This window comes from Faecalicatena sp., from assembly GCF_058819085.1.
The window spans coordinates 1-25,718 of record NZ_JBZUUL010000015.1; the positions used below are offsets into that span (position 1 = coordinate 1).

A 25,718-nucleotide genomic window follows, 5' to 3' on the forward strand; every position below is an offset into this window, starting at 1 on the left:
TACTTCGAATTCCTTAGCACTCTTACTATAAACAAGGTTACCTTTCAAAATAAAAATAGATTCATTCATCGGTTGTCGTCTCCTTTCCCATCTCCGTAACAGCAGCAAATTTTTTCTGCATAAAAAAATGACTATAAGCAGCTACAGAGATACCTCCGCAGATACTTATAGTCAACTATTCCGGTAGTTGGTAGAAACGTCCATCCGATTATGAACCTATATAAGTATTGGTCATATTTTATAATTTTTTGTTATTTTTATCCTAGCATTTATCTATTTTTCTGTCAACCCAAAAATTAATTTATTTCAGTTCACTCATTGTTACAGTTCACACGCGCTGTTGCCACTTATTTATTCCATCAAAGAAATATGCTCCAGATCGTTAAGCCACACTGTGGCACACGCATCACTCGGCATCCGAAGATCCCCTCTCGGTGAAAGCGCAACCGTACCGACCTTCGGTCCGTCCGGCAGGCAGGAACGCTTGAACTGCTGTGAGAAGAACCTCCGGCAGAAGGTCTCCAGCCACTTTAAGATCGTTACAGTATCATAGCTGTCCTCGAAGGTCCGCGCAGCGAGCCTAAAGATCTTGCTCGGAGCATATCCGAAGCGCAGCATATAATATAAGAAGAAATCGTGAAGCTCATAAGGTCCCACCAGATCCTCCGTCTTCTGTGCGATGTCCCCGTCCTTCGGCGGCAGAAGTTCCGGACTGACCGGCGTATCGAGTACATCGTAAAGTACCTTCTTTAATGCCTCATCTGTTGTCACGTCCGCAGCATATTTTACAAGATGACGCACCAGTGTCTTTGGTACCGATGCATTAACTCCGTACATAGACATATGGTCGCCGTTATAGGTTGCCCAGCCAAGTGCCAGCTCTGACATATCCCCCGTTCCAATGACCATTCCGCCCATCTCATTGGCAATGTCCATGATTACCTGCGTCCGCTCTCTTGCCTGAGAATTCTCATAGGTGACGCTGTGATCCTCCGGGTCATGCCCGATATCGCGGAAATGAACGCTGACCGCCTCGGCGATCGGTACCTCACGAAGTGTAGCTCCAAGCTGTACCGTCATCTTACAGGCATTCTGATAGGTGCGGTCCGTGGTACCAAAGCATGGCATAGTCACTGCCACGATATCCTTCTTATCCTTGCCAAGCAAATCAAACGCCCTTGCCGTCACTAACAGTGCAAGGGTAGAATCTAAACCTCCGGAAATCCCTACGACAGCACTCCTTGCACGGGTATGTGCCAGTCTCTTCTTAAGCCCCATGGCCTGGATATTCAGAATCTCCTCACAGCGTCTGGCCCGTTCTTTCTCATTAGCCGGAACAAACGGCATCTTCGGGAACTGTCTGGTCAGCTCCGTCTTCTCCAGCTCCACATAAAACGGTACTCTGATCAGGGAACGCCCTGCTGCCATCTTAAACGTTGTATTCTTGCGTCGTTCTGCGATCAAGCGAAATATATCAATTTCTGAGTAAATTATATCGTTTCTAAAGCGTCTTGATTCTTTCAGTACGCTTCCGTTTTCTGCGATCAGATTATGACCTCCAAAAACCAGATCCGTAGTGGATTCCCCTTCTCCTGCATTGGCGTACACATATCCTGCGATCAGCCTTGCAGACTGTCCTGCGATCAGATCTCTTCGGTACTTATCCTTTCCGACGGTCTCATCACTTGCAGAGCAGTTCACGATCACCGCTGCACCTTCCATTGCAGCCTCAATACTCGGCGGGATCGGGGACCAGACATCCTCACAGATCTCTGCAGTAACGATCAATTCCTCCATCGTCGTCGCCTGGAAAAGAATCTGCGGTCCGAAAGGAACCAGATTTCCCTCAAAGAGAATCCTTCTCGCTGATTCCGGCCCCGGTGTAAAATGCCGCATCTCATAGAATTCTCCGTAATTCGGAAGGAATGTCTTTGTAGTCAGTCCCAGAACTTCTCCCCGGTTCAAAGCTGCTGCTACATTGTAGAGCTCTCCATCCACGCTCAAAGGAACCCCTACGAATACCAGGATATCTTTATCTGCAGTAAACTTTGTAATTTCCAGAAGAGCTGTTCTTGCTTCCCTGATCAATACCTCCTGTGAAAATAGATCCTCACATGTATAGCCTGTGATACACAGTTCCGGGAAAACAACGATCTTCGCTCTCTCATCAGCTGCAGCTTCGATCGCCTCACATATCTTCTCCGTATTATATCTGACATCTGCCACGCGGATATCCGGCGTTGCCGCTGCCACCTTCACAAATCCCTGTTTCATTTCCTTCCTCCTCACTAAAATCCTGATGCTGCCTCTAACATATGTTTTCCAGCTTTTGTTTTCAGCCTTTTCTTTCTCTGGCTGCTCTTTTTCTACCTGCTTTTTTTCAACAGTTCCTTTAACTCATCTACCGTATAATGATAGTCCGTATTACAGAAATGGCATTTCACCTCAATAGTCTCCCCATCATCGATCATGGACTGGATATCCTTCTTTCCGATACTGATGATCGCCTTCTCGATACGCTCCTTGGAACAGTTACAGTAAAACTGTGCCGGCAGGGTATCCACGATCTCCACATTCAGGCCTTCCAGCACCTGATGGAGCATCTCTTCCGGTGTGTGCCCGTTGTCCAGCATAGATGTCACGGACTGGATCTTCTGAATGTTTTCTTCCAGCTTATTCAGTACTTCATCCTCGATAAACGGCATGACCTGAACGATAAATCCGCCTGCACATCTCACCGTATTATCCTTTTCCATCAGCACACCCAGACCGACAGAAGACGGCACCTGCTCTGATGTTGCAAAATAGTAAGTCAGATCTTCTGCGATCTCTCCTGTCTGAAGAATAGTCTGCCCCGAATATGGCTCTTTCAATCCCATATCTTTGATTACGTTCAAAAATCCCGGTCCCAGTGCACCGCCCACGTCCAGCTTACCGTTCTTCGGCGGAAGGAGCACATCCGGTTGATTGACATATCCTTTTACATTCCCCTGGCTGTCCGCTGTAACCGTCATCCCGCCGATCGGTCCGCCGCATTGCACCTGAAGTGTCAGGACATCCGCCGGATTCTTCATCATACTGCCCATCATCACACCGCCTGTCAAAAGACGCCCTAATGCCGCGGTCGCCACCGGACTTGTATTATGATGCTGTCTTGCCTGTTCCACCAGTTTTGTTGTAGACGCTGCAAATGCACGGATCTGTGTGTTCGCAGCCGTTGCTCTTACAATATAATCTTTCATGACTCTTCTCCTTTTTTTACGATCATATATATCCTTTCGCTTTCCTGTGCCGGCTCGTTTCTCGTAAATGCATCATATGCCTTCACAAGCCTCATTCCTGCTGAACAAATCAAAGCTTCCATCTCACGAAGAGTGTACCCTCTCTGATAATGCGTCTCCTGATACCGCCGGAATATATCGTCATTTTCCCTGGACAGCTCCTCATCCCGGATAAACAGGCTCAATCGATATTCATTGATCTGTTCTTCTTCATAGTAATAGTTATCCCAGATAAAACTGCAGTCCTCGCGGTCCTCAGCGATCGTCTGCTCTCCGATGATCTCACGGTATTTATAGTCTGTGTTAAAGTCAAAAATAAAAACCCCGTCTTCATCCAGAAACTGCCCTGTACGTCGAAACACCTCACAGAGCTCTTCCGGTTCCGTGATATAATTCACAGAGTCGCAGATGCTGACAATGGCACGGGCAGAACCATATAGATCTAACTCCCGCATATCCTGCATCAGATACAGGATCTCCTGCCCGGATTCTATCTTTTTCTCCATGGCAATGGCCAGCATATCCCCGGAATTGTCCACCCCGATCATATCATATCCCCGATCAGCCAGATATTCTGTCATCGTGCCTGTCCCACAGCCTAAATCAACCACGAGCCCTTCTGTAATCCCATATTCCTCAAGCAGTCCGTGCAGATACGCACCCCATTCTTCGTATGGCACATTGTCCATCAATGTGTCGTAAACAGAAGCAAAGCTTTCATAAGCATTGGATTCCTTTATTTTCTCCATCTCTTCTAACACCTCATCCATGTTTGCTATATAACTTATAAAGTATATCACACCCATAGTACAAAAAACAATGCCTGGCGGAACTGAAAATGTAAAGTGAAAATCCCTCAACGAAGATCCCTCCATTATTTTTCCCTTGACACATCCTGTCACTTTGCACTACAATAAGAACGTAATATAACATATAACATTTCGGTAGGTGAGGCTACCACAGGGATTTGGATTTTCCTGAGATTGCTGCCGCGAGATTGTGGAGACACAACAAGCTGGTTAGCAGGCTATGTCGTGAAGGCATAACCTAATGCAATTGATATGCCCTGTGACGCTAAAGCTTGGACGGTGGATCTTTTTTCGGAGTATGCGATATAACTCCGTCATTGTTCAGGCAGTGACGGAGTTTTTTCTATTGTAAAGGAACATTCCCTGGAAGGAATCCTCCTGTGAAAAAGAGGACTGCCGGAAGCATGTTGAATTTTTTATTCGGAAAGGTGGTGAGGTTATGGACGCTGGTGCCAGTTATCATTCGTATTGTTTCAAAAAATTGAATACAGATTGGAGATATTATTATGATGGACAAAAATATTTTTGTAGAACTCCTTATTCAGCATCAATTCAAGGCTGTAAGGAGTATTTTAGATGTCATGAACGAAGTGGACATAGCCTCACTTCTTTCCGAATTAGATGACAAAGAACTGGCTCTTGCTTTCCGCCTGATTTCCAAAGACAAGGCGGCAGAGGTATTTGCCAATATGAATAATTCCATGCAGACTTATCTGGTGGAAATGTTTACTGAAAAAGAGCTGCGTGAGCTTTTAGATGACTTATATATGGATGATACGGTGGACCTGTTAGAGGAGCTTCCCGCCAACTTAGTCACAAGGATCCTGGACACGGTCAGCCAGTCCGAGAGGAACATGATCAACCTGCTCCTTAACTACCCGGATGACAGCGCCGGAAGTATCATGACAACAGAATATGTGGGCTTAAGGCAGTCTATGACCGTGGAGGAATCCATGGCCCATATCAAAAGGACCGGAATTCATAAAGAGACGATCTACACCTGCTATGTGACTGATAAGAGAAAGCTGATCGGAATCGTTACCGCGAAGGAATTGATGACCTCTGAGGATACGATGCTGATCAAAGACCTGATGGAGACCGAGATCATTTCCGTCAACACGCATACCGATAAAGAGGAAGTGGCACAGCTCTTCCGCAAATATGACCTTCTTGCCATTCCTGTGCTGGATGCCGAGGGGCTGATGGTCGGGATCGTCACCTTCGACGATGCCATGGATGTCATGGTAGATGAGGCCACGGAGGATATCACCAAGATGGCTGCTATGAGCCCAAGCGAGCAGACCTACTTTGATACTTCTGTATTGGCCCACGCCAAACACCGTATCGCCTGGCTGCTCGTGCTGATGTTTTCAGCGACCCTTACCGGGACCATTATCACCAAATACGAAGATGCATTTGCTGCGATACCGCTGCTTGTTTCCTTTATTCCTATGCTGATGGACACCGGCGGTAACTGTGGTTCCCAGAGTTCCACCCTGATCATTCGCGGAATCGCCTTAAATGAAATACAGTTCCACGATATTTTCCGGGTTATGTTCAAAGAATTCCGTGTTTCCATGGTCGTTGGACTTGCCCTGGCTGTGGCAAACGGAGTGAGGATCCTCATTATGTACCACAATGCTTCACTGGCGCTGGTTATCGGAGCCTCTCTGGCTGTAACGATCATGATCTCAAAACTGATCGGATGCATCCTGCCGCTGCTTGCCAAAAAGATCAATCTGGATCCGGCTATCATGGCTGCACCGCTGATCACGACGATGGTGGATACCTGCTCGATCCTGATATACTTTAATATTGCTACGCGGGTTTTTAAGCTGTGAGTATAGTAAAGCAAAGGCACTTCCTGCCTCTGGAAGTGCCTTTTATAATTCCTATACAGTTATATATTCTTCTTACTAAACGATCACCTTGATCCATCCTTTTGGTGCCTCGATGCGCCCCATCTGGATTCCCGTCAGTGTATCATACAGCTTCTGGATCGTCGGTCCCATCTTTTCCATTCCACTTGGTAAGCAGATCTCTGTGCCGTGATCCACGATCTTGCCGACTGGTGAGATAACTGCTGCGGTTCCGCAAAGTCCGCATTCCGCAAAATCCCTGACCTCATCCAGATATACATCTCTTTCCTCCACTTCCAGTCCAAGATAATGCTCTGCCACATACAAAAGGGAACGTCTGGTGATAGAAGGCAGAATAGTGTCGGAATGAGGGGTAACCACTTTATTGTCCTTTGTCACAAAGAGGAAATTGGCCCCGCCGGTCTCCTCTACTTTTGTCCTGGTCGCTGAATCCAGATACATGTTCTCATCGTATCCATTCGCGTGTGCCGTCACGATTGCATGAAGGCTCATCGCATAGTTCAGTCCGGCTTTAATATGCCCTGTTCCGTTCGGTGCTGCACGGTCAAAGTCTGATACACACAGAGTAAGTGGCTTTACGCCGCCTTTAAAATATGGACCTACCGGAGTCGTAAATACACGGAACTGATATTCGTCTGCCGGCTTCACTCCGATCACCGGGTTGCTTCCGAACATGTACGGTCTTACATAGAGTGTTGCTCCTGAGCCAAACGGCGGAACATATGCCGCATTGGCCCTGACAGTCTGTACTACAGCTTCCACAAAACGCTCTGCCGGAAATACAGGCATCTCCAGTCTTCTTGCAGAGTCTTCCATTCTCTGTCCGTTCAGGTCAGGGCGGAAGGTCACGATATGTCCGTCCTCTGTCGTATATGCCTTTAACCCTTCGAAGATAGTCTGCGCATACTGCAGGACTCCGGCACATTCATTCATCACGATATTCGGGTCATCGATCAGACCACCTTCCTCCCATTTTCCATCTTTGAAATTGGCTACATATCTTTTGTCCGTTGTGATATATCCAAATCCAAGATTCTCCCAGTCAATATTTTTCTTATCCATCTGTATCTCCTCCATTCCTCTGCATACATGCAGTCCAAATTCTATCCTTGTGCCAATTATAATACTTCCCGGCACAAAATTCAAGAGCGCGCTCTGTTTTTTCTGGCATTGCTTCCTGCTCTCTGTTATGTTTTCTTCACGCCGGATACCCAAAGTTTTGGCTCCCGCTCCTCCTAACGCTCCATCATGCTGATCGATTCAATTCCTACACTTCCGCCTCGCACCACTTCGATATTCTTGAATTCTTCCTTCATCAGCTTGATAACCGCATCGTTCTTCGCAGCCGTCTGCACGAATTCCAAAAGCAGACTGTCCTTGCCATAATCAATGACCCGGGCCTTGAAAGTCTCAGCGATCTGGAACAGCTCCACCTTATCCTCCTGGGTACACTTTCTCACCTTGATATACAGAATCTCCTTCATCCTCACAAATATATCCGTAAAATCAATCACCTTGATGACTTCCACAAGGCGGTTCAGCTGCTTTTTGATCTGCTCAAAGGTCTCATCATCGCTCACCGTAGCGATCGTCATCCTGGAAATCGTGGGATCCTCGGTCGTTCCCACGGTCAGGCTGTCCAGATTGTAAGACTTGCCGGAAAACAAACCGGAAATTTTTGAAAGAACACCTACCTGATTCTCTACATATAATGAAATCCATCTTTTTTTCAGACTATTATCCATACTCTTTTACTCCTTTAACAATCCATGATCATCTCTTCCAGTGTTCCGCCCGGCTGGATCATCGGGTATACCATCTCCTCCGGATCTATGATAAATTCGATCAACGTCGGAACCTTGGTGTTCTTCTTTGCTTCCTCAAAGGCTGCCGCGATCTCCTCTGTCTTTGTCACGCGGATTCCCTTAGCCCCGTAGCTTTCTGCCAGCTTTACAAAATCCGGTGTATACTCAGGCATTTCTCTTCCTTCCGTCCTGCGGAACAGGGCACCGGATCTTAAATTCGTCATACCATACCGTTTTCCGTAAAACAGCTTCTGCCACTGGCGCACCATGCCAAGATAGGTGTTATTAAATACACATAAAATAACCGGAAGCTCCTCCAGAACTGCAGTTGCAAATTCCTGGATATTCATCTGCATTCCTCCGTCACCTGAGATCGCAATGACCGGAGTGTCGGGATTTCCAAGCTTCGCTCCGACTGCTCCCGGGAAGCCATATCCCATGGTTCCCAGACCGCCGGACATTATGATCTGTTTCTTTTCCGTTATTTCTACATACTGGGCGGCAAACATCTGATGCTGCCCCACATCGGTTACCACGATCGCCTCATCAAACTGGCGGTTGATCTCATCAATGATATCCTTCGGCCCCATCTCTGCATGCTTCTTCATCATCAGCGGATGCTCTGCCTGCCATGCATTCACCTGCTCCAGCCATTTTCCCGTCTCACACGGCTCCACGTACTCCTGCATCTTTAATACAGCCTCCCTCGCATCAGCAACGATAGGGATATCTACATGGATATTTCTGGAGATCGCGGCAGTATCGATATCGATATGTACGATCTGTGCTTTTGGCGCAAATGCGTGTAGTTTACCGGTGATCCTGTCATTAAATCTGGTTCCGATGGAGAACAGAAGGTCACACTCACTGACTGCCATATTTGCCGCATATGCACCGTGCATTCCAAGATTTCCTATATACAGCGGATGGTTGGTTGGGATCGCTCCCCTTCCCATAACCGTTGTAATGACCGGGATGTTCGTCTTTTCCACAATCTTTGTAAAAATATCATTTGCCCTTGCAATATTCACACCGCCGCCTGCGAGAAACAGAGGGCGTTCCGCCTTATGGAGCATCTTGATCGCTCTTTTCAGCTGTCCGATATGTACATTGGTATTTGGCTTATAACCGCGGATATTCACCTCTGACGGGTATTCTGCGCTGCCTAACTCTGCCATAACATCCTTGGGCAGGTCTATCAGTACCGGACCTGGTTTTCCTGTCCTTGCAATATAAAATGCTTCCTTAATGATCCTTCCCAGATCCTCCCGATTGCGGACTGTGACACCGTACTTCGTGATGCTTCTTGTAATTCCCACAATATCAACTTCCTGGAAAGCGTCATTTCCAATCAGATGTCTTGCCACCTGCCCGGTAAAACACACAAGTGGAACACTGTCATAATTGGCTGTTGCTAAGCCTGTGACCAGGTTCGTGGCCCCCGGTCCGCTGGTAACCAGACAGACACCCACCTTTCCTGTCGTTCTCGCATAGGCATCCGCCTCATGCACAAGAGCCTGCTCATGTCTCGGCAGGATCACCCGGATATCCTCCTGCTTGTAAAGCTCATCGCTGATATCGATCGTACAGGCGCCCGGATAGCCGAAGAGTGTATCTACCCCTTCTTCTTTCAATGCCTTTACCAACAATTTGTTTCCTGAAATCTGTCTCATGCATATACCTCCTTTATTTCCCCAGTTGTCTTTACTCATACCGTGCTCTTAACTGCCCCTGAAAGTGAAAAGAGCCCTAAGCTATACTTAGCTTAGGGCGAATCTGCAATCCGTGTTACCACCTAACTTCAGAGAGTCTTCTCTCTGCACTCTGCCAGTACAGGAACTGCTTCCGATACTGCTTCCCTGTAACGTAGGAACAACGTTGAAGCTTACTTGGGCCCGCGGCCTGTTCGGTTCACTGCTCGGGGGCTACTTCCATAGTTCCGTCACGAAGACTTCCACCAGCCGTCTTCTCTCTTGGCATCCGGTTCCTATGTACTCCTCCCTGTCTTAGCATTTCACAACTTCTGTTTTGGTAAATTTATATTTATTATAGTGTGTGTTTTTAACTTTGTCAATGTCATATTCTTGATCTTTTTTATTCTGTACCGAAATATAAGCAGTAAAGCCTGTCTGCGGCTCCCTGATTTCTGACCTCATTTTTCCCGGTGCCCCTGCCTCTTATCACAGATACCGTCCTGCTGCCAGCAGATACACCGCCGTATAGTAAAGGAACAGAAGTACCGCACGATAGCTGCGATTCTGCTTCCCGCTTAAATAGCTCCATCCCAGGATCGTATCCGAGATCACAAAACAGACCCCGCCGATCCCTGCCAGTACAGATTGAAGCTCCCGGCTATTGATCCCCATAGAAACCGCCTTTGCCGCCATCAGACAAAGAAGCGCTGCATAAACGGCCCCGGGCAAAAACAGATTTCCCAGATCCTTGACATACTTCCTGACCACCAGGAACATTCCGGCATAAAGGATCAAAAATACCGCAGTCACATATCCGGAGGCTGCACCGCTTCCGGCCAGGCTCATCACGACGCAGATATGTCCGATTCCAAATGCAGCGACACCGCTTAAGAACCAGATCTCCAAAAGGACATCCGCCGCCATATAACAGAGAAGCCCTGCAAAAAGCCACCAGGAAGCCGCCTCTTTTGTTCCCCAGGCATGGTACAATGTCAAAAGCACAGGCATGCAGGTTGCCGCAGCCTTGAAGACCAACGGCTTTCTACTCCCGCTTTCTTTCCGTGAAAAATAGATCCCACCAAACACAGCCATCAAAACTGCCGCTGCAGCCAACATATTATCTCCTCCAAATCCATCCACACATCGGATATCCTAAAATCCGCCTCACTGCTTCCCTGATGAAGTTAAAAATTTTTATTTTTTACCGCACCCGCGATTGTATATAAGAACAGTGCCCCCATATTTACGATCACGACACTGGCCCCTGCCGGGGCAGCCCATACATATGAAATCGAGATTCCAATAAACAAACAAACGACCGAGATAACTGCAGAGTTTACTATGACACTTTTAAATGTCTTGCACAGCCTCATAGATGTCAATGCCGGGAATATAATGAGACTGGATATCAGCAGCGCTCCCATCATCCGCATCCCCAGCACGATCGTAACCGCTGTCAGGACTGCGATCATAGTGTTATACAGATTTGCTTTGACGCCTGTAGCACGCGCAAAGGTCTCGTCAAACGTAATGGCAAATATCTTATGATAGAACAGGAGATAAAGGACCAGCACTGCCGCCGAAAGTATCAGGCTTAATTCCACATCCTCACCGCTCATCGCCAGGATGCTGCCGAACATATAATTGTACACATCCGTATTCATCCCGGTCGTCATAGAAATCACCATCACGCCGACCGCAAGTGCTCCTGTGGAGATCAGCGCGATCGCCGCATCTCCTTTGATCTTACTATTTCCGCTGATGCGAAGAAGCAGCACCGCCGCCAGGATCACAACAGGGATCGCTACGGCCAGCGGCGCCGCATTTGCAGCTGTCGCAATGGCTAAAGCACCAAATCCCACATGAGAAAGCCCATCCCCGATCATGGAATATCTTTTCAGCACAAGGCTGACTCCCAGCAGTGCAGAACACAGTGATACCAGGGAGCCTGCCAGGATCGCTCTCACCATAAACGGATAGGAAAACATCTCAATTATTTTTCCGGCCATGGTACTCACCACCTCTCAAAAATTCTTTTCCGATCCCGCTTTCCCTATAAGCATCCGCCGTACCAAAGAAAAGCGCAGTCTCCTGTAAATGCAGGATATGGCTGGCATATGCCATTGTACTCTCGATATCGTGTGAAACCATGACCACTGCGATCCCTGCCTTTTTATTGATCTCATTGATCAGCTGGTAGAATTCCTGTGTCACGATGGGGTCCAGCCCTGTCACAGGCTCATCCAATAAAAGCAGCTTCTTTGTGGCACACAGCGCCCGGGCCAAAAGCACTCTCTGTTTCTGCCCTCCTGAAAGATCCCGAAAGCACTGGCGCTGCAAATCCCTGATTCCAAGCAGCTCCATATTCTCTCTGGCTTTTCCCTTATCTGCTGCCGTATAAAAAGGGCGTAACCCTCTGCTGTTGAGCCGCCCGGACAGGACCACCTCATACACACTTGCCGGGAAATCCTTCTGCACATCTGTCTGCTGCGGAAGATATCCGATCTCATTCTGTTTCAGCCCATCGCCCAAAAGGATCTTCCCCTTTGCCGGTGCCTTTAAACCAAGAAGGCTTTTTACAAGAGTACTTTTTCCCGAACCATTTTCCCCGATGATGCCAAGATAATCCGCCTGTCCTACCTCGAAAGACAGGTCATGCACCACCGTCTGCCCCTCATAGGCAATGGATATATTCTCGCATTTAATCAGTGCCATCTGCCAGCGCCTCCTTCAACGTCTCAACATTTTTCTCCATCATATCCAAATATGTGACGTGCTCCTTAAATTGTTCTGCCGTGATATTATGGCAGCTGTAGAACACCTTTACCCTGGCACCTGTCGCCTCCGCCACCGCTTTCGCGATCTGATCATTACTCAGCTCCATTTTAAGGACTACCGGAATTTTGTCTTCCTTTACCTTATTGATCAGAAATGCCATGGTCGATGCACTCGGCTCTGTGTCCGATGCGCATCCCGGAAATGCCGCATAATAATCCAGCCCATACTCCTTCGTAAAATACCGGAATGGAAAACGGTCCCCAAAAAGGAGAGTATGTCCTGGCGATTCCTCCACGACCTTCTGAAACTGCAGGTCCAGGTTCTTAAGCTTCCCTTCGTATGCCTGGGCTTTCTTCCTGTACTCCTCTGCATATTCCGGATCTGCCTCACCTAAAAGTTCAGACAGTTTTTCCACGATCCTCTCTGCATTTTTGGGAGATGTCCACACATGCTCATCCAGTTCTCCCTCATGGGCTTCCTCAGTTCCCACATGGCGCTCTTCTTTCATTCCCTTGACATGCTCTTCCTCCACTGTGTCCACACAGTCCACAAGCCGGAGATCCCTTCTGCCTCTGTTGTCCATAGACTCCAGGATATCCTCCACCCAGGCATCATTTTCTCCGCCCACATAAATAAACAGATCACAATTCTGGATATCGATGATATCCTTAGGTGTCGGCTCATAAGAATGGCTCTCCTCTCCCGGCTTTAAGAGCATTTTAAGATCGACTCTGTCCCCTGCAAGCTCCCGCACAAAGTCATACTGCGGGAAAATAGTCGTGACCACTTTTATCTTTTCTCTCCCGGTCCGATCTGACTTTTCCTGCCTGTCACGCTGGTCAGACTGTGATGAGGCACATCCCAAAATGAAGGCAGCCGAAAAGGCCAGAAGCAGAGCAAGACCACGTTTCCTGCCCTTTAAGTTTCTTCCGGCTTTTTTTCTTGTATTTATCCATGTCTTTTTTATCATTAAAATTTCACTTACTTTCTGTCTCAGTGCGTCTACTTACGGCGCTCATATCTCGTGAACCGGTATTCCAGGTCAAAACAGGTCTGCTCTTCACTTTCCTGTACCAGCTCCCATTCCTCTCTTTCATCCAGATTCGGGAAATAAGTATCTGCCTGAAATGCATGGTCGATCTTTGTGATCAATGCAGTATCACAATAATCGAGCAGCTGTCTGTATACACTGTCTCCTCCGATCACATAGATATCTTCTGATTTATATTTTTTCAATTCTTCCTGTAATTCCTCTAAAGTATGCACAATAACAGCATCTTTTACACAATAATCTCTGTTAGATGTCAGGACAATGTTTACTCTGTTCTTAAGAGGCATCCCATTCGGGAAACTTTCCAGTGTCTTTCTTCCCATGACGACCACCTTTCCCGATGTCGTCTCGCGGAAAAACTTCATATCTGACGGAATGCTCACCAAAAGTCTGTTCTGATAGCCAATGGCCCAGTTTTTGTCTGCTGCTGCAATTAAATTCATTGTAATTCCTCCCTTTATTAAGTCCTATTAAACTGCAATCGGTATATTCTTGATCTGCGGATGAGTCTGGTAATCATCAAGACGCACGTCATCTGTCGTAAACTCATAAAAATCCTTAATTTCTGGATTCAGCCAGAACTTCGGCGCCGGATAAGGCTCCCTGGAAATCAGCTCTTTGATCAGCGGAATATGTCTGTCATAAATATGAGCGTCAGCGATCACATGGACCAGTTCCCCGGCCTTCATATCACATACCTGGGCGAGCATATGCAGAAGTACCGCATACTGGCACACATTCCAATTGTTAGCGGCCAGAATATCCTGTGAGCGCTGGTTCAGAATCCCATTCAGCGTCAGTTTCTCACTTCCTGCTTCTTTTGTCACATTAAAGGTCATGCTATATGCACAGGGATACAGGCGCATCTCATGCAGATCCTGGTGCACATAGATATTTGTCATGATCCTGCGGCTGTATGGGTTATTTTTCAGATCATAGATCACGCGGTCAACCTGATCCATCATCCCCTCTTTATACTGATGCTTTACTCCCATCTGATAGCCATACGCTTTTCCGATGGAACCGTCCTCATCCGCCCAGCTGTCCCAGATATGGCTATTCAGTTCATGGATATTATTGGACTTCTTCTGCCAGATCCACAGCATCTCATCCACACAGCTCTTGATCCCCGTCCTGCGCAGCGTCAGCGCCGGAAACTCCTTAGAAAGATCATACCGGTTCACCACTCCAAACTTTTTGATCGTATAAGCAGACGTCCCGTCCTCCCAAACCGGACGTACCTTTTCCCCTTCCGTACTGGTGCCGTTCTCGATGATGTCCTGGCACATATTGATAAATAACTGATCTGCATAACTCATGTTGTTGTCTCCTTTCCTGCAAAGGGGTCAGACCCTTTTGCTCTCCGTTTTCTCCTAATTTCGAATAATTATGTTTATTTTGAATATTTGACTCTTTCATCTTTTATGGGTCTGCTATATTATATAACATTTTCTCAAGCCCCCTTGTAAGGGCAGCAATTTCTTTTTTGGTCATCCCGCGGGTCATCTCCCGATCCATCTTTCTGCGGTCAGCTTCCATCCTGCGCTGAATGTCATAGGCTTTTTCTGTGAGATAGATATTCTTCTTCCTCTTATCAACTGCATTCGGCACACAGAAGATGAAGCCTTTTTCATCCAGTCTTTTTAATAATCCGGTCACAGTTGGGTTCTTCAGACTCAAATGACGCTCTACATCCCGCTGACTGACTTCTTCCTGGTTCGTATGGAACAGATAATCCAACACAGCACATTGGGATGCTGTAATTCCGATTGTTCTCAGCTTTTCATTCAGATCCTTTTCAAACACGTTATTAATCTGTTTCACGGTAAATCCGATCGGCTGACTTCTTCTCTCCATGCTGATCTCCTTTTTCGCATTTTTCACTTATATGTATACCCAGGGGGTACACCTTTTCCCATCTCTTCCTGCAATATATAGCACGCTATCTACTGTTATACCATTATAAAAGAGGTGTGTCAACTTCACACACCTCTCTTTCGCATATCATCTCTGATCCTTGAATCCTGCTAATGACGTCCCTTATCAATACTCATCACGAACGCTGCCGGCTTGCCATTTTATCTTCCTGCCGATCAATATTCTCTGATCACACTGCTGATCTCCAGAATGCTGTCCATTTCCTCTAATTCCCTAAGCGCATCCTTTAAATGATATTCTTTTACTTTCTCCGTTACAATGACCAGTTCCGCCTCATGGTCACGTACTCTTTTCTGTACAACTCTGGCGATACTAACCTTATGATCTCCGAATACCTTGGCAATGCATGCCAACACTCCCGGCTGGTTCTTCACCTGCATTCTAAGGAAAAATTTATTCTTTACGTCGTCAAAGTCCTTGATCGGCAGCTCCTTATAACAGGTACAGCTGATCCGGCCTGTACACTGATATGCAATGTCCCTTGCCACATCAATCACATCTCCCAGAACCGCACTGGCAGTCGGCAGCTCGCCTGCTCCTCTGCCGTAGAACATGGCATCATCTACTGCGTCCCCATGTACAAATACAGCATTAAAGGAATCCCTGACTGATGCCAGCGGATGCTCTTTATTAAGCAGCATCGGATATACTCCAGCCTCGATCCCATTCTCCGTATTATGTGCCACACCAAGCAGCTTGATCACACTGTCAAACTCCTTTGCGTAGGCAATATCTTCGGAAGTGATTTTTGTGATCCCTTCCGTGTATACATCCTGAAAAACAACTCTGGAATGAAAAGCAATAGAAGCCATGATCGCTACTTTGCGTCCTGCATCCAGTCCTTCTACATCTGCTGTCGGGTCCGCCTCCGCATAACCTAATTCTGTCGCCTTCGCAAGAGCTTCCTCAAAGCTCATATTATCCTCAAACATTTTTGTCAAAATATAGTTCGTCGTTCCGTTTACGATCCCGATCACCTCGGAAATATCATTACCTGCCAGGCACTGCTTCAACGGACGAATGATCGGAATTCCGCCGGCCACCGCTGCCTCGAACAGAAAGTCACACTTTCCCTCCTCTGCTGCATCCAGAAGCTCCCTGCCATATTCCGCAACCAGATCCTTGTTTGCAGTAACTACATGCTTCCCTGCATGAAGTGCATCCACGATCATCGTTCTGGCAGGCTCAATCCCTCCCATCACTTCGATCACGATCTGAATCTCTTCATCCTCCAGGATTTCCTGCCAGTTATCCGTCAGAAGTGCAGCATCCACACCTTCCCTGGCTTTCTTCAAATTATGTACCAATATTCTGGAAATCTCAAGCTCTGCCCCTATAGTACGCTCCATGACATCTTCTCTTCTGTGTATCAGCTTATATACACCTGTTCCGACCGTTCCCAGTCCAAGCAGGGCTGCTTTTATCTTTTTCTGCTCCATCTCTGCACTCCTTTACCGCGTTAAAATTTTATTGGGTCATATTATAGCACAATCAGATGAGAAAAGCCAGAAAGATTTTATTGAGATTATTTTATCCCCTATTAATGCAATACTACAGATCCTAATTTCCTTCTTTCAATTTCCCCCGAAAAATGTTATTCTTATGCTATGCCACAAGTTACAGTTAATGTCATTTTTAAAAAGGATGTGATTTAAATACATCAGATTTCTTTACTCCGTATAAAAAAATATTCATTCCCCAAAAGAGGCTTGTTATCGAGCCTCTTTTATATTTTTTGATACTCTCACATTAATTAAACAATCCAAAAAATAAATACTTACGGATTTTGTCGTAAAAAGTCGACAGATATCGGTCAGTTTTATATGTTACTATTTGATATGTAAACGAAAGCTGGAATTTACGCATACTATATACAATTCAACCAGGTGTGTAAATATATGAACAATAGACTACAGGAATTACGTTGGGAAAAAGACTGGTCACAACAAAAATTAAGCAGATTGAGCGGTGTTCCTCGAACTACTATATCAGCAATTGAATCTGGTACAACAACCAATCCGTCCATCGAAACAGCTCTTCTTCTCTCTAAGGCTCTTGGGATGCCTGTTGAGGATCTATTTATACTATAATTTTAGGAACACACGTATCTATCTGTATAAAGCAAAGTTTAGAATTACTATAAGTTTAAATAAGTTAGGTGATGTAGATGACAGAAAATAAACTTGGTAATCGGCTAAAGCAGCATCGGACTGCCCGTAAAATGACTCAGATCGATCTGGCAAAACCTCTTAATATGTCGCGTCAGACTGTATCCACATACGAGACGGGCAGCCGGATCCCTGATATCTATACCTTATGGACAATCGCAGATATCTATGAGATCAGTATCGACGAATTAATAGGAAGGGATACCGGGCATAAATGACCGGTATCCCTTCCTGTGTCTTCATGAGCTTCACTTCGTTTCTTTTCTTCCGTTTACCTGATATCGTATACACTCCTAAACCATAAAAAAATAGTGCTAAAACAATGAATCTTTAAAGCAGATCATTATCTTAACACTCACTTTCGTTACCCTGACGGGATACCAAAAAGCGATAGACGGGATTCGAACCCGCGACCCCGACCTTGGCAAGGTCGTACTCTACCAGCTGAGCCACTATCGCGTTTGTTTTTCGTTCCTGTTTTAGTACCTCACCGGAACAATAATTACTATACTATATGAAGTTCAGATTGTCAACAGTTTTTTTCAACTTTTTTATATTTTTTGTATTTTATATATAATATACACTATCTCACTCAATATCATACCGATGTTCCTGCCGCAATTCTTTCACCAAACCATAATTCCAAGGGGGCAATAGGTCTTATTTAAGAGGCAGTTCCTTTCCTAAAGAAAAAAACTGCCTCTTACTCTTTTTATCCTGAATCACACTATTCTGTGACCGCTTTCAGCCCCAGCTCTTCCAGCTGTTTCTCATCTACGACACTTGGTGCCTCTGTCATCAGACAGGAAGCATCTTTTACCTTCGGGAAAGCCATAACGTCACGAATGCTGTCTTCCTTCGCCATCAGCATGATAAGACGGTCTAAACCATATGCAAGCCCTGCATGAGGCGGTACACCGTATTTAAACGCATCCAGAAGGAATCCAAACTGCTCGTATGCCTGCTCTTTTGTAAAGCCGAGCACCTCGAACATCTTCTCCTGTACGTCATTCTGGAAAATACGGACACTTCCTCCTCCGATCTCATTTCCATTGAGCACGATATCATATGCCTTTGCACGCACTCTGCCCGGATCTGAATCAATATACATGAGATCCTCCTCCATCGGCATGGTAAACGGATGGTGCATTGCCAGGAAGCGGTTCTGCTCATCACTCCACTCCAGAAGCGGGAATTCTGTGATCCATACAAATTTATACTCATCCTTATTCAGGATCTCCATCTGTCTTGCGATCTCCAGACGCAGATTTCCCAGCACGTCCCAGACTACCTTATTCCTGTCAGCCGCAAACAAAAGCAGGTCTCCCGGCTCTCCATTCATGGCCTGGATCAGGCTGCTCATGCCTTCTTCTGTCATGAATTTTGCAAAGGAAGACTTCACGCTGCCATCTTCCTGCAGTGCAATGTAGGCCAGCCCCTTTGCACCAAAATCCTTTGCAAAATCAACCAGCTTGTCGATCTTCTTACGAGGCATGCCTCCCTGTCCTTTTGCATTGATACCACGGACAGTCCCGCCATTTTCAATGGCACCTTTAAATACAACAAAATCACAGTCTTTCACAACTTCAGTCACATTCACAAGCTCCATGCCGAAACGGATATCCGGCTTATCGGAACCAAAACGATCCATCACCTCCTGCCAGGTCATTCTCGGAATCGGAAGGGTCACATCCACATCCAGAACCTCTTTAAACAGCTTCGCAAGAAGTCTCTCATTCACATCGATCACATCATCCACATCTACAAAAGAAAGCTCCATGTCAATCTGGGTAAACTCCGGCTGTCTGTCTGCACGGAGATCCTCATCGCGGAAACATTTTGCGATCTGGAAGTAACGGTCATAGCCGGAGCACATCAAAAGCTGCTTAAACAGCTGCGGAGACTGAGGAAGTCCATAAAAACTTCCCGGATGGATACGGCTCGGCACCAGATAATCCCTTGCACCTTCCGGTGTACTCTTTCCAAGGACCGGGGTCTCAATCTCTAAGAACCCCTCGTCTGATAAAAACTGACGCGTCAGGGTCGCAACTCTGCTCCTCATCATCAGGTTTCTCTGAAGATCCGGTCTTCTAAGATCCAGATAGCGGTATTTCAGGCGAAGCTCCTCCTTCGTCTTACTGTTCTCCTCGATCGGGAACGGCGGTGTCTCGGATTCAGAGAGGATTCTAAGCTCCTCTGCCCTGATCTCAATCTCGCCTGTTGCAAGATTCGGATTCACTGCCCCGCTTCTCGCCTCGACCTTTCCCACGATTGCAACCACAAACTCACTGCGCAGCTTTGCAGCTTTCTCGATCAGTTCTGCCTTCTCTTCCCCTTCAAATACAATCTGCAGGATGCCGGAACGGTCACGCAGATCCACAAATACAATGCCGCCCTTATTCCTGTTCTTCTGTACCCAGCCCATCACGGTAACATTTTCGCCGATGTTTGCACTGGATAATTCCGCACAGCGATGGGTTCTCTTTAATCCCTTCATTGACTCAGCCATAATTTTCATCCTCTCTTTTTCAACAGGAGGCTGCCGGTTTTACAAAGGGGTCTGACCCCTTTGCAAAAGGGTCAGACCCCTTTCACACATTTTTCACAATTTACAGTTCATGAACGGAATCGCGGTAGCATTCCACGATATCCTCATATCCCTGTTCTGCCAATTGTTCTTTCTGGAATTTTTTATTTTTCTTCATATTGACGATCATGACCTGTTTCCCTGCAGCGCGTTGCTCTTTTGCGAGATCCAGGACCCTGAGCATTCCTTCCTTGGGCATGTTCTTTTCAATTAGAAATGCTTTCTTTGACTTGCTTGACGGCACTTGATAGCCTCGCTCAAGCAGCAGCATGACGATCCGCTCGAAACCGATGGAGAATCCGACTGCCGGTGTATTCTGCCCGGTAAATTTACCGATCATCTCGTCATAGCGTCCGCCGCCGCCGACACTCCCGCCAAACTCATCCATAGAAATCTCGAAGATCGTTCCTGTATAGTAGGACATTCCGCGCACCAGTGTCGGGTCAAAGCTGATCTTGAATTCTGCCTCTTTCGCACTCTCTACGCTTGTGATGATCATCTCCAGTGAAGCCGCCGCTTCATCCGGGAGAAAGCCTTCCAGTTTTTCCTTGCAGAAACGCACGCCTTCCACGTCATTCGTAATTTCTTTGAAAAGCTGAAGATACTTTTCCACCGATTCTTTCGCATATCCACACTCCTCTAATTCAGACGCCACTCCATCCATACCGATCTTGTCCATCTTGTCAAGAATGATAAATACATTCTCGTAATCTTCCTCTTTGAATCCGCTGTACGCCGCCATTGCCTTCAAAAATCTGCGGTCATTGATGCGGATGGTAAAGTTCTTAAAATCCAATTTCCCAAGTAAGGTCGATGTGGCTAGGATCAGCTCAATCTCTGCCAAGTTACTCGGCTCCCCTAAAATGTCGATATCGCACTGCATGAACTGGCGGAAACGTCCCCTCTGCGGTCTGTCTGCACGCCATACATTTCCCATCTGCAGCGCTTTAAACGGTGACGGCAGATCATTTGCATTGTTAGAATAGTAACGGGACAGCGGTACTGTCAGGTCATAGCGCAGTCCTCCGTCTACCAGGTCGCTCTCTGACTGTGCAGAATCGATCTTTAGCTTCTCTCCTCTTTTTAAAATCTTAAAGATCAGCTTCTCGTTATCTCCGCCCTGCTTGCTGCACAGGTTCTCGATGTGTTCCACACACGGTGTCTCTATAGAAGAGAATCCGAATGCTTTGTAAGTTTCCTTGATCAGCCCGATCACATAATCTCTGATTTCCATCTCGGCGGGCATCATGTCTTTCATTCCGGTAACCGGTTTCTTCTTTAACGCCATAACCATTCTCCTTTTCGCTCTATCATTTCGTCAATACGGCTGATATATTCCGTAATGTCCTTTACATTCTCGATCCGAACCAGGTTCGTCTTCTTCCCGTTCCCCATCTCGATCTTCTCCGGGAGTACGATCTTGGTAGAAGCGCCTGCACCTGCTGCAAGGATCGTCTGCTTTTCTTCCATAATAAGTATATTGTATATTCCGGCTTTGTCAACCTTTGCATAGCCAACATTCTCAAAATTTCCCGCAATATTCTTCTGGCGGTATAAATAATATGGAACAAGCCCCATCCGGGCGGCAGAATCTGCACTGTCCTTCACCATCTGTTCGATCTCGGTGTGCAGGTCAAGCTCCCTGTGCTCCTGGCCGAACTTCGCCGCCCTTTTGATTGCAAGAGCGTGTACAGTCAGGCTGTCTGGCCCAAGCGCTTCGATCTGCTTTAGGGTATCCTGCATATCGCCTGCATCCTCCCCGGGAAGGCCTGCGATCAGATCCATATTGATATTCTCAAATCCGAGAGACCTTGCCATGTGAAAGACATCCTTCACATCCTGCACGGTGTGCCTGCGACCCACCGCATCCAGCGTCTTCTGCTGCATAGTCTGCGGATTAATAGAAATCCGGCTGACCGGAAACCTGGAGATCACTTCCAGCTTTTCTTTCGTAATACTGTCCGGCCGGCCCGCCTCCACCGTAAACTCTTTCAAGTGCTCGCAGGAAAATACGGAATCAATGGTCCCAAGAAGCCGTTCCAGTTGATGAGCCTCCAATGTCGTAGGTGTCCCTCCGCCGATATAAATGGTATTCAGTTTCTTTCCTTCTGCTGCCTTCCCGATCGCTGTGATTTCCTTACACAAGGCATCCAAATAGGAGTCCATATTACCTTTCCATTTCTCAAGAGGTGAGGAGCTGAAGGAACAGTAGGAACAGATACTCGGACAGAATGGGATTCCCACGTAAAGGCTGTAGCCGCTGTTATAATCCAGTTTGCCTAACAATGTCTTCTCTCTTTGGGCAATCTCCCACGCAAGCTGCGCTTTCTCATCAGAGACACCATATGCGTTCTTTAGAAACTTTATTATTTCTTCTCGTTCCATTCCAGATTCTATTTTCTGCATCACAAGCTTTGTCGGCCTTACTCCTGTCAGCATCCCCCATGCGAGATGTATCCCGGTCTTATCTGACAGCCAGTCATAAACCTTCTTCGTGACATAACGTTTTCCGTCCTGACGGTCTGTAAACTTATTTATTTCTTCCGCTGCAATGGAAAAGCAAGAGCCTCCTTCCAACTTGAGTTTTATAAGAGGTTCTTGCCCTTCATCCACCTGCTGCCTGATCTCCGTATTCGGAAAAAAGGCTTTGGTGATATGATATAAATTATACATATACAATGTATCTTTACTATTGATTTCAATCATGATCAATTTCCGCTTTCTATCCTTCTAAAGAAATGGATTATTCGCCTTCTCAAAGGCTATCGTCGTCTCATCCATATGTCCGGGATACACCTTCGTCTCCTCCGGAAGACACATCAGCTTCTCCTTTATAGAGCGGATCAGCTGCCCGGCACTTCCTGTCGGGAAGTCTGATCTCCCCACAGAGGCACAGAACAGCGTGTCTCCTGAAAATAGCACTCCCTCTGCCGGAAGATAATAGCAGCATCCCCCGATCGTATGCCCCGGTGTATAGATGACTTCAATCTCCATTCCCGCAAGTGTCAGCCGTTCCTGATCCTTCACATATACAGCTCCGGAAAATGTATAGCCCGGGCCGTAAGTAGAAGAAGAGTTTAAGGAAGCATCCTCAAGCAGTTCCCGCTCCTTCTCATGGGCATAGACCGGAACCTGAAATGCTTCCAAAAATCCGTCGATCCCCATGATATGGTCGAAGTGTCCATGAGTCAACAGAATGGCCTTTAGTGTAAGCCCCTGCTCTCTGATATGATCCACGATCTTCTGCTTACAAGTCGCCGGATCAATCAGAACACACTCCTTTGTCTCTTCATTCTGCACGAGATAACAGTTCGTGCCTATTATGCCAATTACAAATTTTTCAATCTTCATCTCTCTAACCTGCCGTTCGTTCAATATCGATCACGCCGTCCAACTGGCGCAGTTTCTCAATTACCCTATGCAGCTCATCGCGCCCATGCACGATGAATCCCATGTCCAGGGTAGCGGTCCCTTTCTTGCTGGTGCGCACATTCATAGACTTCACATCCAGCTTCGCCTCAGTGAAAACCTTGGAGAGGTCCATTAAAAGCCCCTGCCTGTCATATGCATAGATCTTAAGCTCTGCCAGATACTGTCCGCCGCTCTCTGCCTCTGCGGTCTCTTCCCACTCCGCATCGATCAGGCGCTCCCGCTCCTTCTCAGACAGATGCAGCATATTCACACAGTCCGTCCTGTGAATGGACATTCCGCGTCCTCTTGTCACAAAGCCCACGATCTCGTCTCCCGGCACCGGATTACAGCACTTTGAAAAGCGCACTGCCATATCATCGATCCCCTTCACCACAATGCCGCTCTTGGACTTGGCAATATGGACCTTCTGGCTGCTCGCCTCGGAAATCTTCTCCAGGATCGTCTCATCTGTGATAGCTTTTTTATGCTCCTTCTCGTATTCCTCTACGAGCCGGTTCACCACCTGGCCTTCCTTCAATCCGCCGTGTCCCAGCGCAGCCAGCACCGCATCCCAGTCACGGAAGCCATACTTTTTCTGCACGATCTGCTGATACTTCGGTTTCATGATATTAGAAAGATTGATCGACTTCGTCTTACAGTAGGCTGCGATCATCTCCTTGCCGCGGATGATATTATCTTCCTTAAATTCCTTCTTAAACCACTGGTTGATCTTATTCTTTGCCTGCGTGCTCTTTACGATATTCAGCCAGTCACGGCTTGGCCCCTTAGAATTCTGAGAGGTCAGGATCTCGATCCTGTCGCCGTTCTGTATCTTGTAATCGATATTGACCAGCTTGCCGTTCACCCTGGCACCGACCATCTTATTCCCCACTGCACTGTGGATCGCATATGCAAAATCCACAGGGGTAGAGCCGTTCGGCAGATTCTTCACATCCCCGTTCGGGGTAAAACAGTATACATCCTCCGCAAACAGATCCAGGTCACCCTTTAACAGGCTTAAGAATTCCCGGTTATCTGACATGTCCCGCTGCCACTCCAGAATCTGACGCAGCCAGCTTAGCTTCTCTTCCTCCTGAGCCTTCACACTCTTGGTGGAATCCCCGCTCTCTTTATACTTCCAGTGCGCTGCAATACCAAACTCTGCCGTCTTATGCATCTCCTCCGTGCGGATCTGGATCTCAAAGGGCTGCCCGGAGGGACCCATCAGCGTTGTATGCAGTGACTGGTACATGTTCGCCTTCGGCATCGCGATATAATCCTTAAAACGCCCCGGGATCGGTGTGTACATCTCATGGATCACACCCAGCGCTGCATAGCAGTCCTTCACCGAATCTACAATAATACGGACTGCAAACAGATCATACACCTGATCCAAGGTCTTATTCTGGTTCACCATCTTCTTATAGATACTAAAGAAATGCTTCACCCGCCCATATACCTTTGCATGTATATGTGAATTCTTCATATGTGCAGACACTTCTGCCACGATCTGCTGTACAAATTCCTCCCGTTCCGTCTTACGCTCGTTCAGATCCTGCACCAGATCAAAATATACATCCGGCTGATAATACTTCAAAGACAGATCATCCAGCTCCGTCTTGATCTTGGAAATACCAAGCCTCTGGGCAATGGGGGCATAAATATCCATCGTCTCTCTGGCCTTTTCCTTCTGCTTCGCCTCTGTCATAAATTCCAGCGTGCGCATATTATGGAGTCTGTCAGCCAGCTTAATGATAATGACTCTGATATCCTTCGCCATCGCAAGGAACATCTTTCGGAGGTTTTCTGCCTGAACCTCCAGCTTGTCCTGGGAATAAGACAACTGTCCCAGCTTGGTAACACCGTCCACAAGGAGGGCTACCTCTTCCCCGAACTCTTTCGTCACATCCTCCAATGTCATGTCCGTATCTTCCACGGCATCATGGAGCATCCCTGCCACGATGGTCTCTTTATCCATCTCCAGGTCTGCCAGGATAATGCCCACCCACAGTGGATGAATGATATAAGGCTCTCCTGATTTTCGGACCTGGCCGTTATGTGCCTCAGTCCCGATCTTATATGCCTTTTCGATCATCGTGATATCCGCCGAAGGGTGATACTTTCTCACCCTGGCGATCAGAGCCTGATATAATTGTTCAGGGTCTTGATAATCTTCGGGTGCTTTTACGGCATGCCCGTCAACAATCTCCAAATTTTTGTTCATCATTTCATATTCCGGAGTTCCCGCCATATCAATTCCCCCTTTCCTCTACAGTAAAATTTCTCCCTATCCTAATTTCATGGGGACAAAATACC

The 25,718-nt window shown here is 46.9% G+C and carries 22 protein-coding genes, 1 tRNA gene, 2 riboswitches and 1 other annotated feature; of the genes, 3 read left to right on the plus strand and 20 right to left on the minus strand.

The features are described 5' to 3' along the window. Positions 1–148: 148 nt before the first annotated feature. Positions 149–244: riboswitch (purine riboswitch) on the minus strand. A gap of 107 nt (positions 245–351) precedes the next feature. The 3 genes from AC4OGX_RS07410 to AC4OGX_RS07420 form a co-directional block, all read right to left on the minus strand. After that, positions 352–2,274, minus strand: a complete 1,923-nt coding sequence (locus AC4OGX_RS07410; protein ID WP_493329506.1) for an NAD(+) synthase — start codon at positions 2,272–2,274, stop codon at positions 352–354. A 92-nt stretch (positions 2,275–2,366) separates the two neighbouring features. Continuing rightward, on the minus strand, positions 2,367–3,242 hold the full coding sequence (gene hslO / locus AC4OGX_RS07415) for an Hsp33 family molecular chaperone HslO (RefSeq protein WP_493329507.1): 876 nt from the start codon (positions 3,240–3,242) through the stop codon (positions 2,367–2,369). Further along, entirely contained in the window at positions 3,239–4,030 is a 792-nt protein-coding gene (locus AC4OGX_RS07420; RefSeq protein ID WP_493329508.1) for a class I SAM-dependent DNA methyltransferase, read from the minus strand. Before AC4OGX_RS07420 ends, hslO begins: the two co-directional genes overlap by 4 nt. A gap of 184 nt (positions 4,031–4,214) precedes the next feature. Further along, positions 4,215–4,382: riboswitch (M-box (ykoK) riboswitch) on the plus strand. A gap of 217 nt (positions 4,383–4,599) precedes the next feature. On the opposite strand from AC4OGX_RS07420, the gene mgtE reads away from it, so the two are divergent. Next, positions 4,600–5,931: a magnesium transporter gene (gene mgtE / locus AC4OGX_RS07425; protein WP_493329623.1), complete on the plus strand. Its 1,332-nt coding sequence runs from the start codon at positions 4,600–4,602 to the stop codon at positions 5,929–5,931. Positions 5,932–6,006: 75 nt separating this feature from the next. On the opposite strand, the gene AC4OGX_RS07430 is transcribed toward mgtE, so the two are convergent. The 11 genes from AC4OGX_RS07430 to AC4OGX_RS07480 form a co-directional block, all read right to left on the minus strand. Further along, positions 6,007–7,032, minus strand: coding sequence for a branched-chain amino acid aminotransferase (locus tag AC4OGX_RS07430; RefSeq protein ID WP_493329510.1), 1,026 nt, complete (start codon positions 7,030–7,032; stop codon positions 6,007–6,009). A 173-nt stretch (positions 7,033–7,205) separates the two neighbouring features. Next, positions 7,206–7,715 carry an acetolactate synthase small subunit gene (ilvN, locus tag AC4OGX_RS07435; RefSeq protein WP_493329511.1) on the minus strand — a complete coding sequence of 170 codons (510 nt, stop codon included), beginning with the start codon at positions 7,713–7,715 and terminating at the stop codon, positions 7,206–7,208. Between the two features lie 14 nt (positions 7,716–7,729). Then, positions 7,730–9,448 carry a biosynthetic-type acetolactate synthase large subunit gene (gene ilvB, locus AC4OGX_RS07440; protein ID WP_493329512.1) on the minus strand — a complete coding sequence of 573 codons (1,719 nt, stop codon included), beginning with the start codon at positions 9,446–9,448 and terminating at the stop codon, positions 7,730–7,732. A 90-nt stretch (positions 9,449–9,538) separates the two neighbouring features. Continuing rightward, positions 9,539–9,792, minus strand: a binding site (T-box leader). 163 nt (positions 9,793–9,955) lie between these two features. Then, entirely contained in the window at positions 9,956–10,585 is a 630-nt protein-coding gene (locus AC4OGX_RS07445; protein WP_493329514.1) for a lysoplasmalogenase, read from the minus strand. A 68-nt stretch (positions 10,586–10,653) separates the two neighbouring features. Beyond that, complete coding sequence (locus AC4OGX_RS07450) at positions 10,654–11,478, minus strand: metal ABC transporter permease (protein ID WP_493329516.1); 825 nt, start codon at positions 11,476–11,478, stop codon at positions 10,654–10,656. After that, complete coding sequence (locus AC4OGX_RS07455) at positions 11,459–12,184, minus strand: metal ABC transporter ATP-binding protein (protein ID WP_493329518.1); 726 nt, start codon at positions 12,182–12,184, stop codon at positions 11,459–11,461. Before AC4OGX_RS07455 ends, AC4OGX_RS07450 begins: the two co-directional genes overlap by 20 nt. Further along, positions 12,171–13,217 carry a metal ABC transporter substrate-binding protein gene (locus AC4OGX_RS07460; protein WP_493329519.1) on the minus strand — a complete coding sequence of 349 codons (1,047 nt, stop codon included), beginning with the start codon at positions 13,215–13,217 and terminating at the stop codon, positions 12,171–12,173. Before AC4OGX_RS07460 ends, AC4OGX_RS07455 begins: the two co-directional genes overlap by 14 nt. 32 nt (positions 13,218–13,249) lie before the next feature. Beyond that, positions 13,250–13,741: a dihydrofolate reductase gene (locus AC4OGX_RS07465; protein WP_493329520.1), complete on the minus strand. Its 492-nt coding sequence runs from the start codon at positions 13,739–13,741 to the stop codon at positions 13,250–13,252. 27 nt (positions 13,742–13,768) lie between these two features. Further along, positions 13,769–14,617 (minus strand): thymidylate synthase, encoded by an 849-nt coding sequence (gene thyA / locus AC4OGX_RS07470; RefSeq protein WP_493329521.1) that lies wholly within the window; start codon positions 14,615–14,617, stop codon positions 13,769–13,771. Between the two features lie 103 nt (positions 14,618–14,720). Continuing rightward, complete coding sequence (locus tag AC4OGX_RS07475) at positions 14,721–15,155, minus strand: MarR family winged helix-turn-helix transcriptional regulator (protein WP_493329522.1); 435 nt, start codon at positions 15,153–15,155, stop codon at positions 14,721–14,723. Between the two features lie 236 nt (positions 15,156–15,391). Next, positions 15,392–16,675: a homoserine dehydrogenase gene (locus tag AC4OGX_RS07480; protein WP_493329524.1), complete on the minus strand. Its 1,284-nt coding sequence runs from the start codon at positions 16,673–16,675 to the stop codon at positions 15,392–15,394. A gap of 459 nt (positions 16,676–17,134) precedes the next feature. On the opposite strand from AC4OGX_RS07480, the gene AC4OGX_RS07485 reads away from it, so the two are divergent. Both AC4OGX_RS07485 and AC4OGX_RS07490 read left to right on the plus strand, forming a co-directional pair. Next, positions 17,135–17,326: a helix-turn-helix transcriptional regulator gene (locus tag AC4OGX_RS07485; protein ID WP_493329525.1), complete on the plus strand. Its 192-nt coding sequence runs from the start codon at positions 17,135–17,137 to the stop codon at positions 17,324–17,326. Between the two features lie 77 nt (positions 17,327–17,403). Next, on the plus strand, positions 17,404–17,622 hold the full coding sequence (locus AC4OGX_RS07490; protein WP_493329527.1) for a helix-turn-helix transcriptional regulator: 219 nt from the start codon (positions 17,404–17,406) through the stop codon (positions 17,620–17,622). A 168-nt stretch (positions 17,623–17,790) separates the two neighbouring features. Here AC4OGX_RS07490 and AC4OGX_RS07495 read toward each other — a convergent pair. The 6 genes from AC4OGX_RS07495 to AC4OGX_RS07520 all read right to left on the minus strand — a co-directional run bounded on the left by AC4OGX_RS07495 (position 17,791) and on the right by AC4OGX_RS07520 (position 25,653). Further along, a tRNA-Gly gene (locus AC4OGX_RS07495) sits at positions 17,791–17,863 on the minus strand. Positions 17,864–18,131: 268 nt separating this feature from the next. Then, entirely contained in the window at positions 18,132–19,913 is a 1,782-nt protein-coding gene (aspS, locus tag AC4OGX_RS07500) for an aspartate--tRNA ligase (RefSeq protein WP_493329528.1), read from the minus strand. Positions 19,914–20,013: 100 nt separating this feature from the next. Continuing rightward, a complete protein-coding gene (gene hisS / locus AC4OGX_RS07505; protein WP_493329529.1) occupies positions 20,014–21,279 on the minus strand; it encodes a histidine--tRNA ligase in 1,266 nt (421 codons plus the stop codon). Next, positions 21,270–22,697 (minus strand): coproporphyrinogen dehydrogenase HemZ, encoded by a 1,428-nt coding sequence (hemZ, locus tag AC4OGX_RS07510; protein WP_493329530.1) that lies wholly within the window; start codon positions 22,695–22,697, stop codon positions 21,270–21,272. Before hemZ ends, hisS begins: the two co-directional genes overlap by 10 nt. Positions 22,698–22,721: 24 nt before the next feature. Beyond that, a complete protein-coding gene (locus tag AC4OGX_RS07515) occupies positions 22,722–23,342 on the minus strand; it encodes an MBL fold metallo-hydrolase (protein ID WP_493329531.1) in 621 nt (206 codons plus the stop codon). A gap of 4 nt (positions 23,343–23,346) precedes the next feature. Next, positions 23,347–25,653 carry a RelA/SpoT family protein gene (locus AC4OGX_RS07520; protein WP_493329532.1) on the minus strand — a complete coding sequence of 769 codons (2,307 nt, stop codon included), beginning with the start codon at positions 25,651–25,653 and terminating at the stop codon, positions 23,347–23,349. Positions 25,654–25,718: the final 65 nt, after the last annotated feature.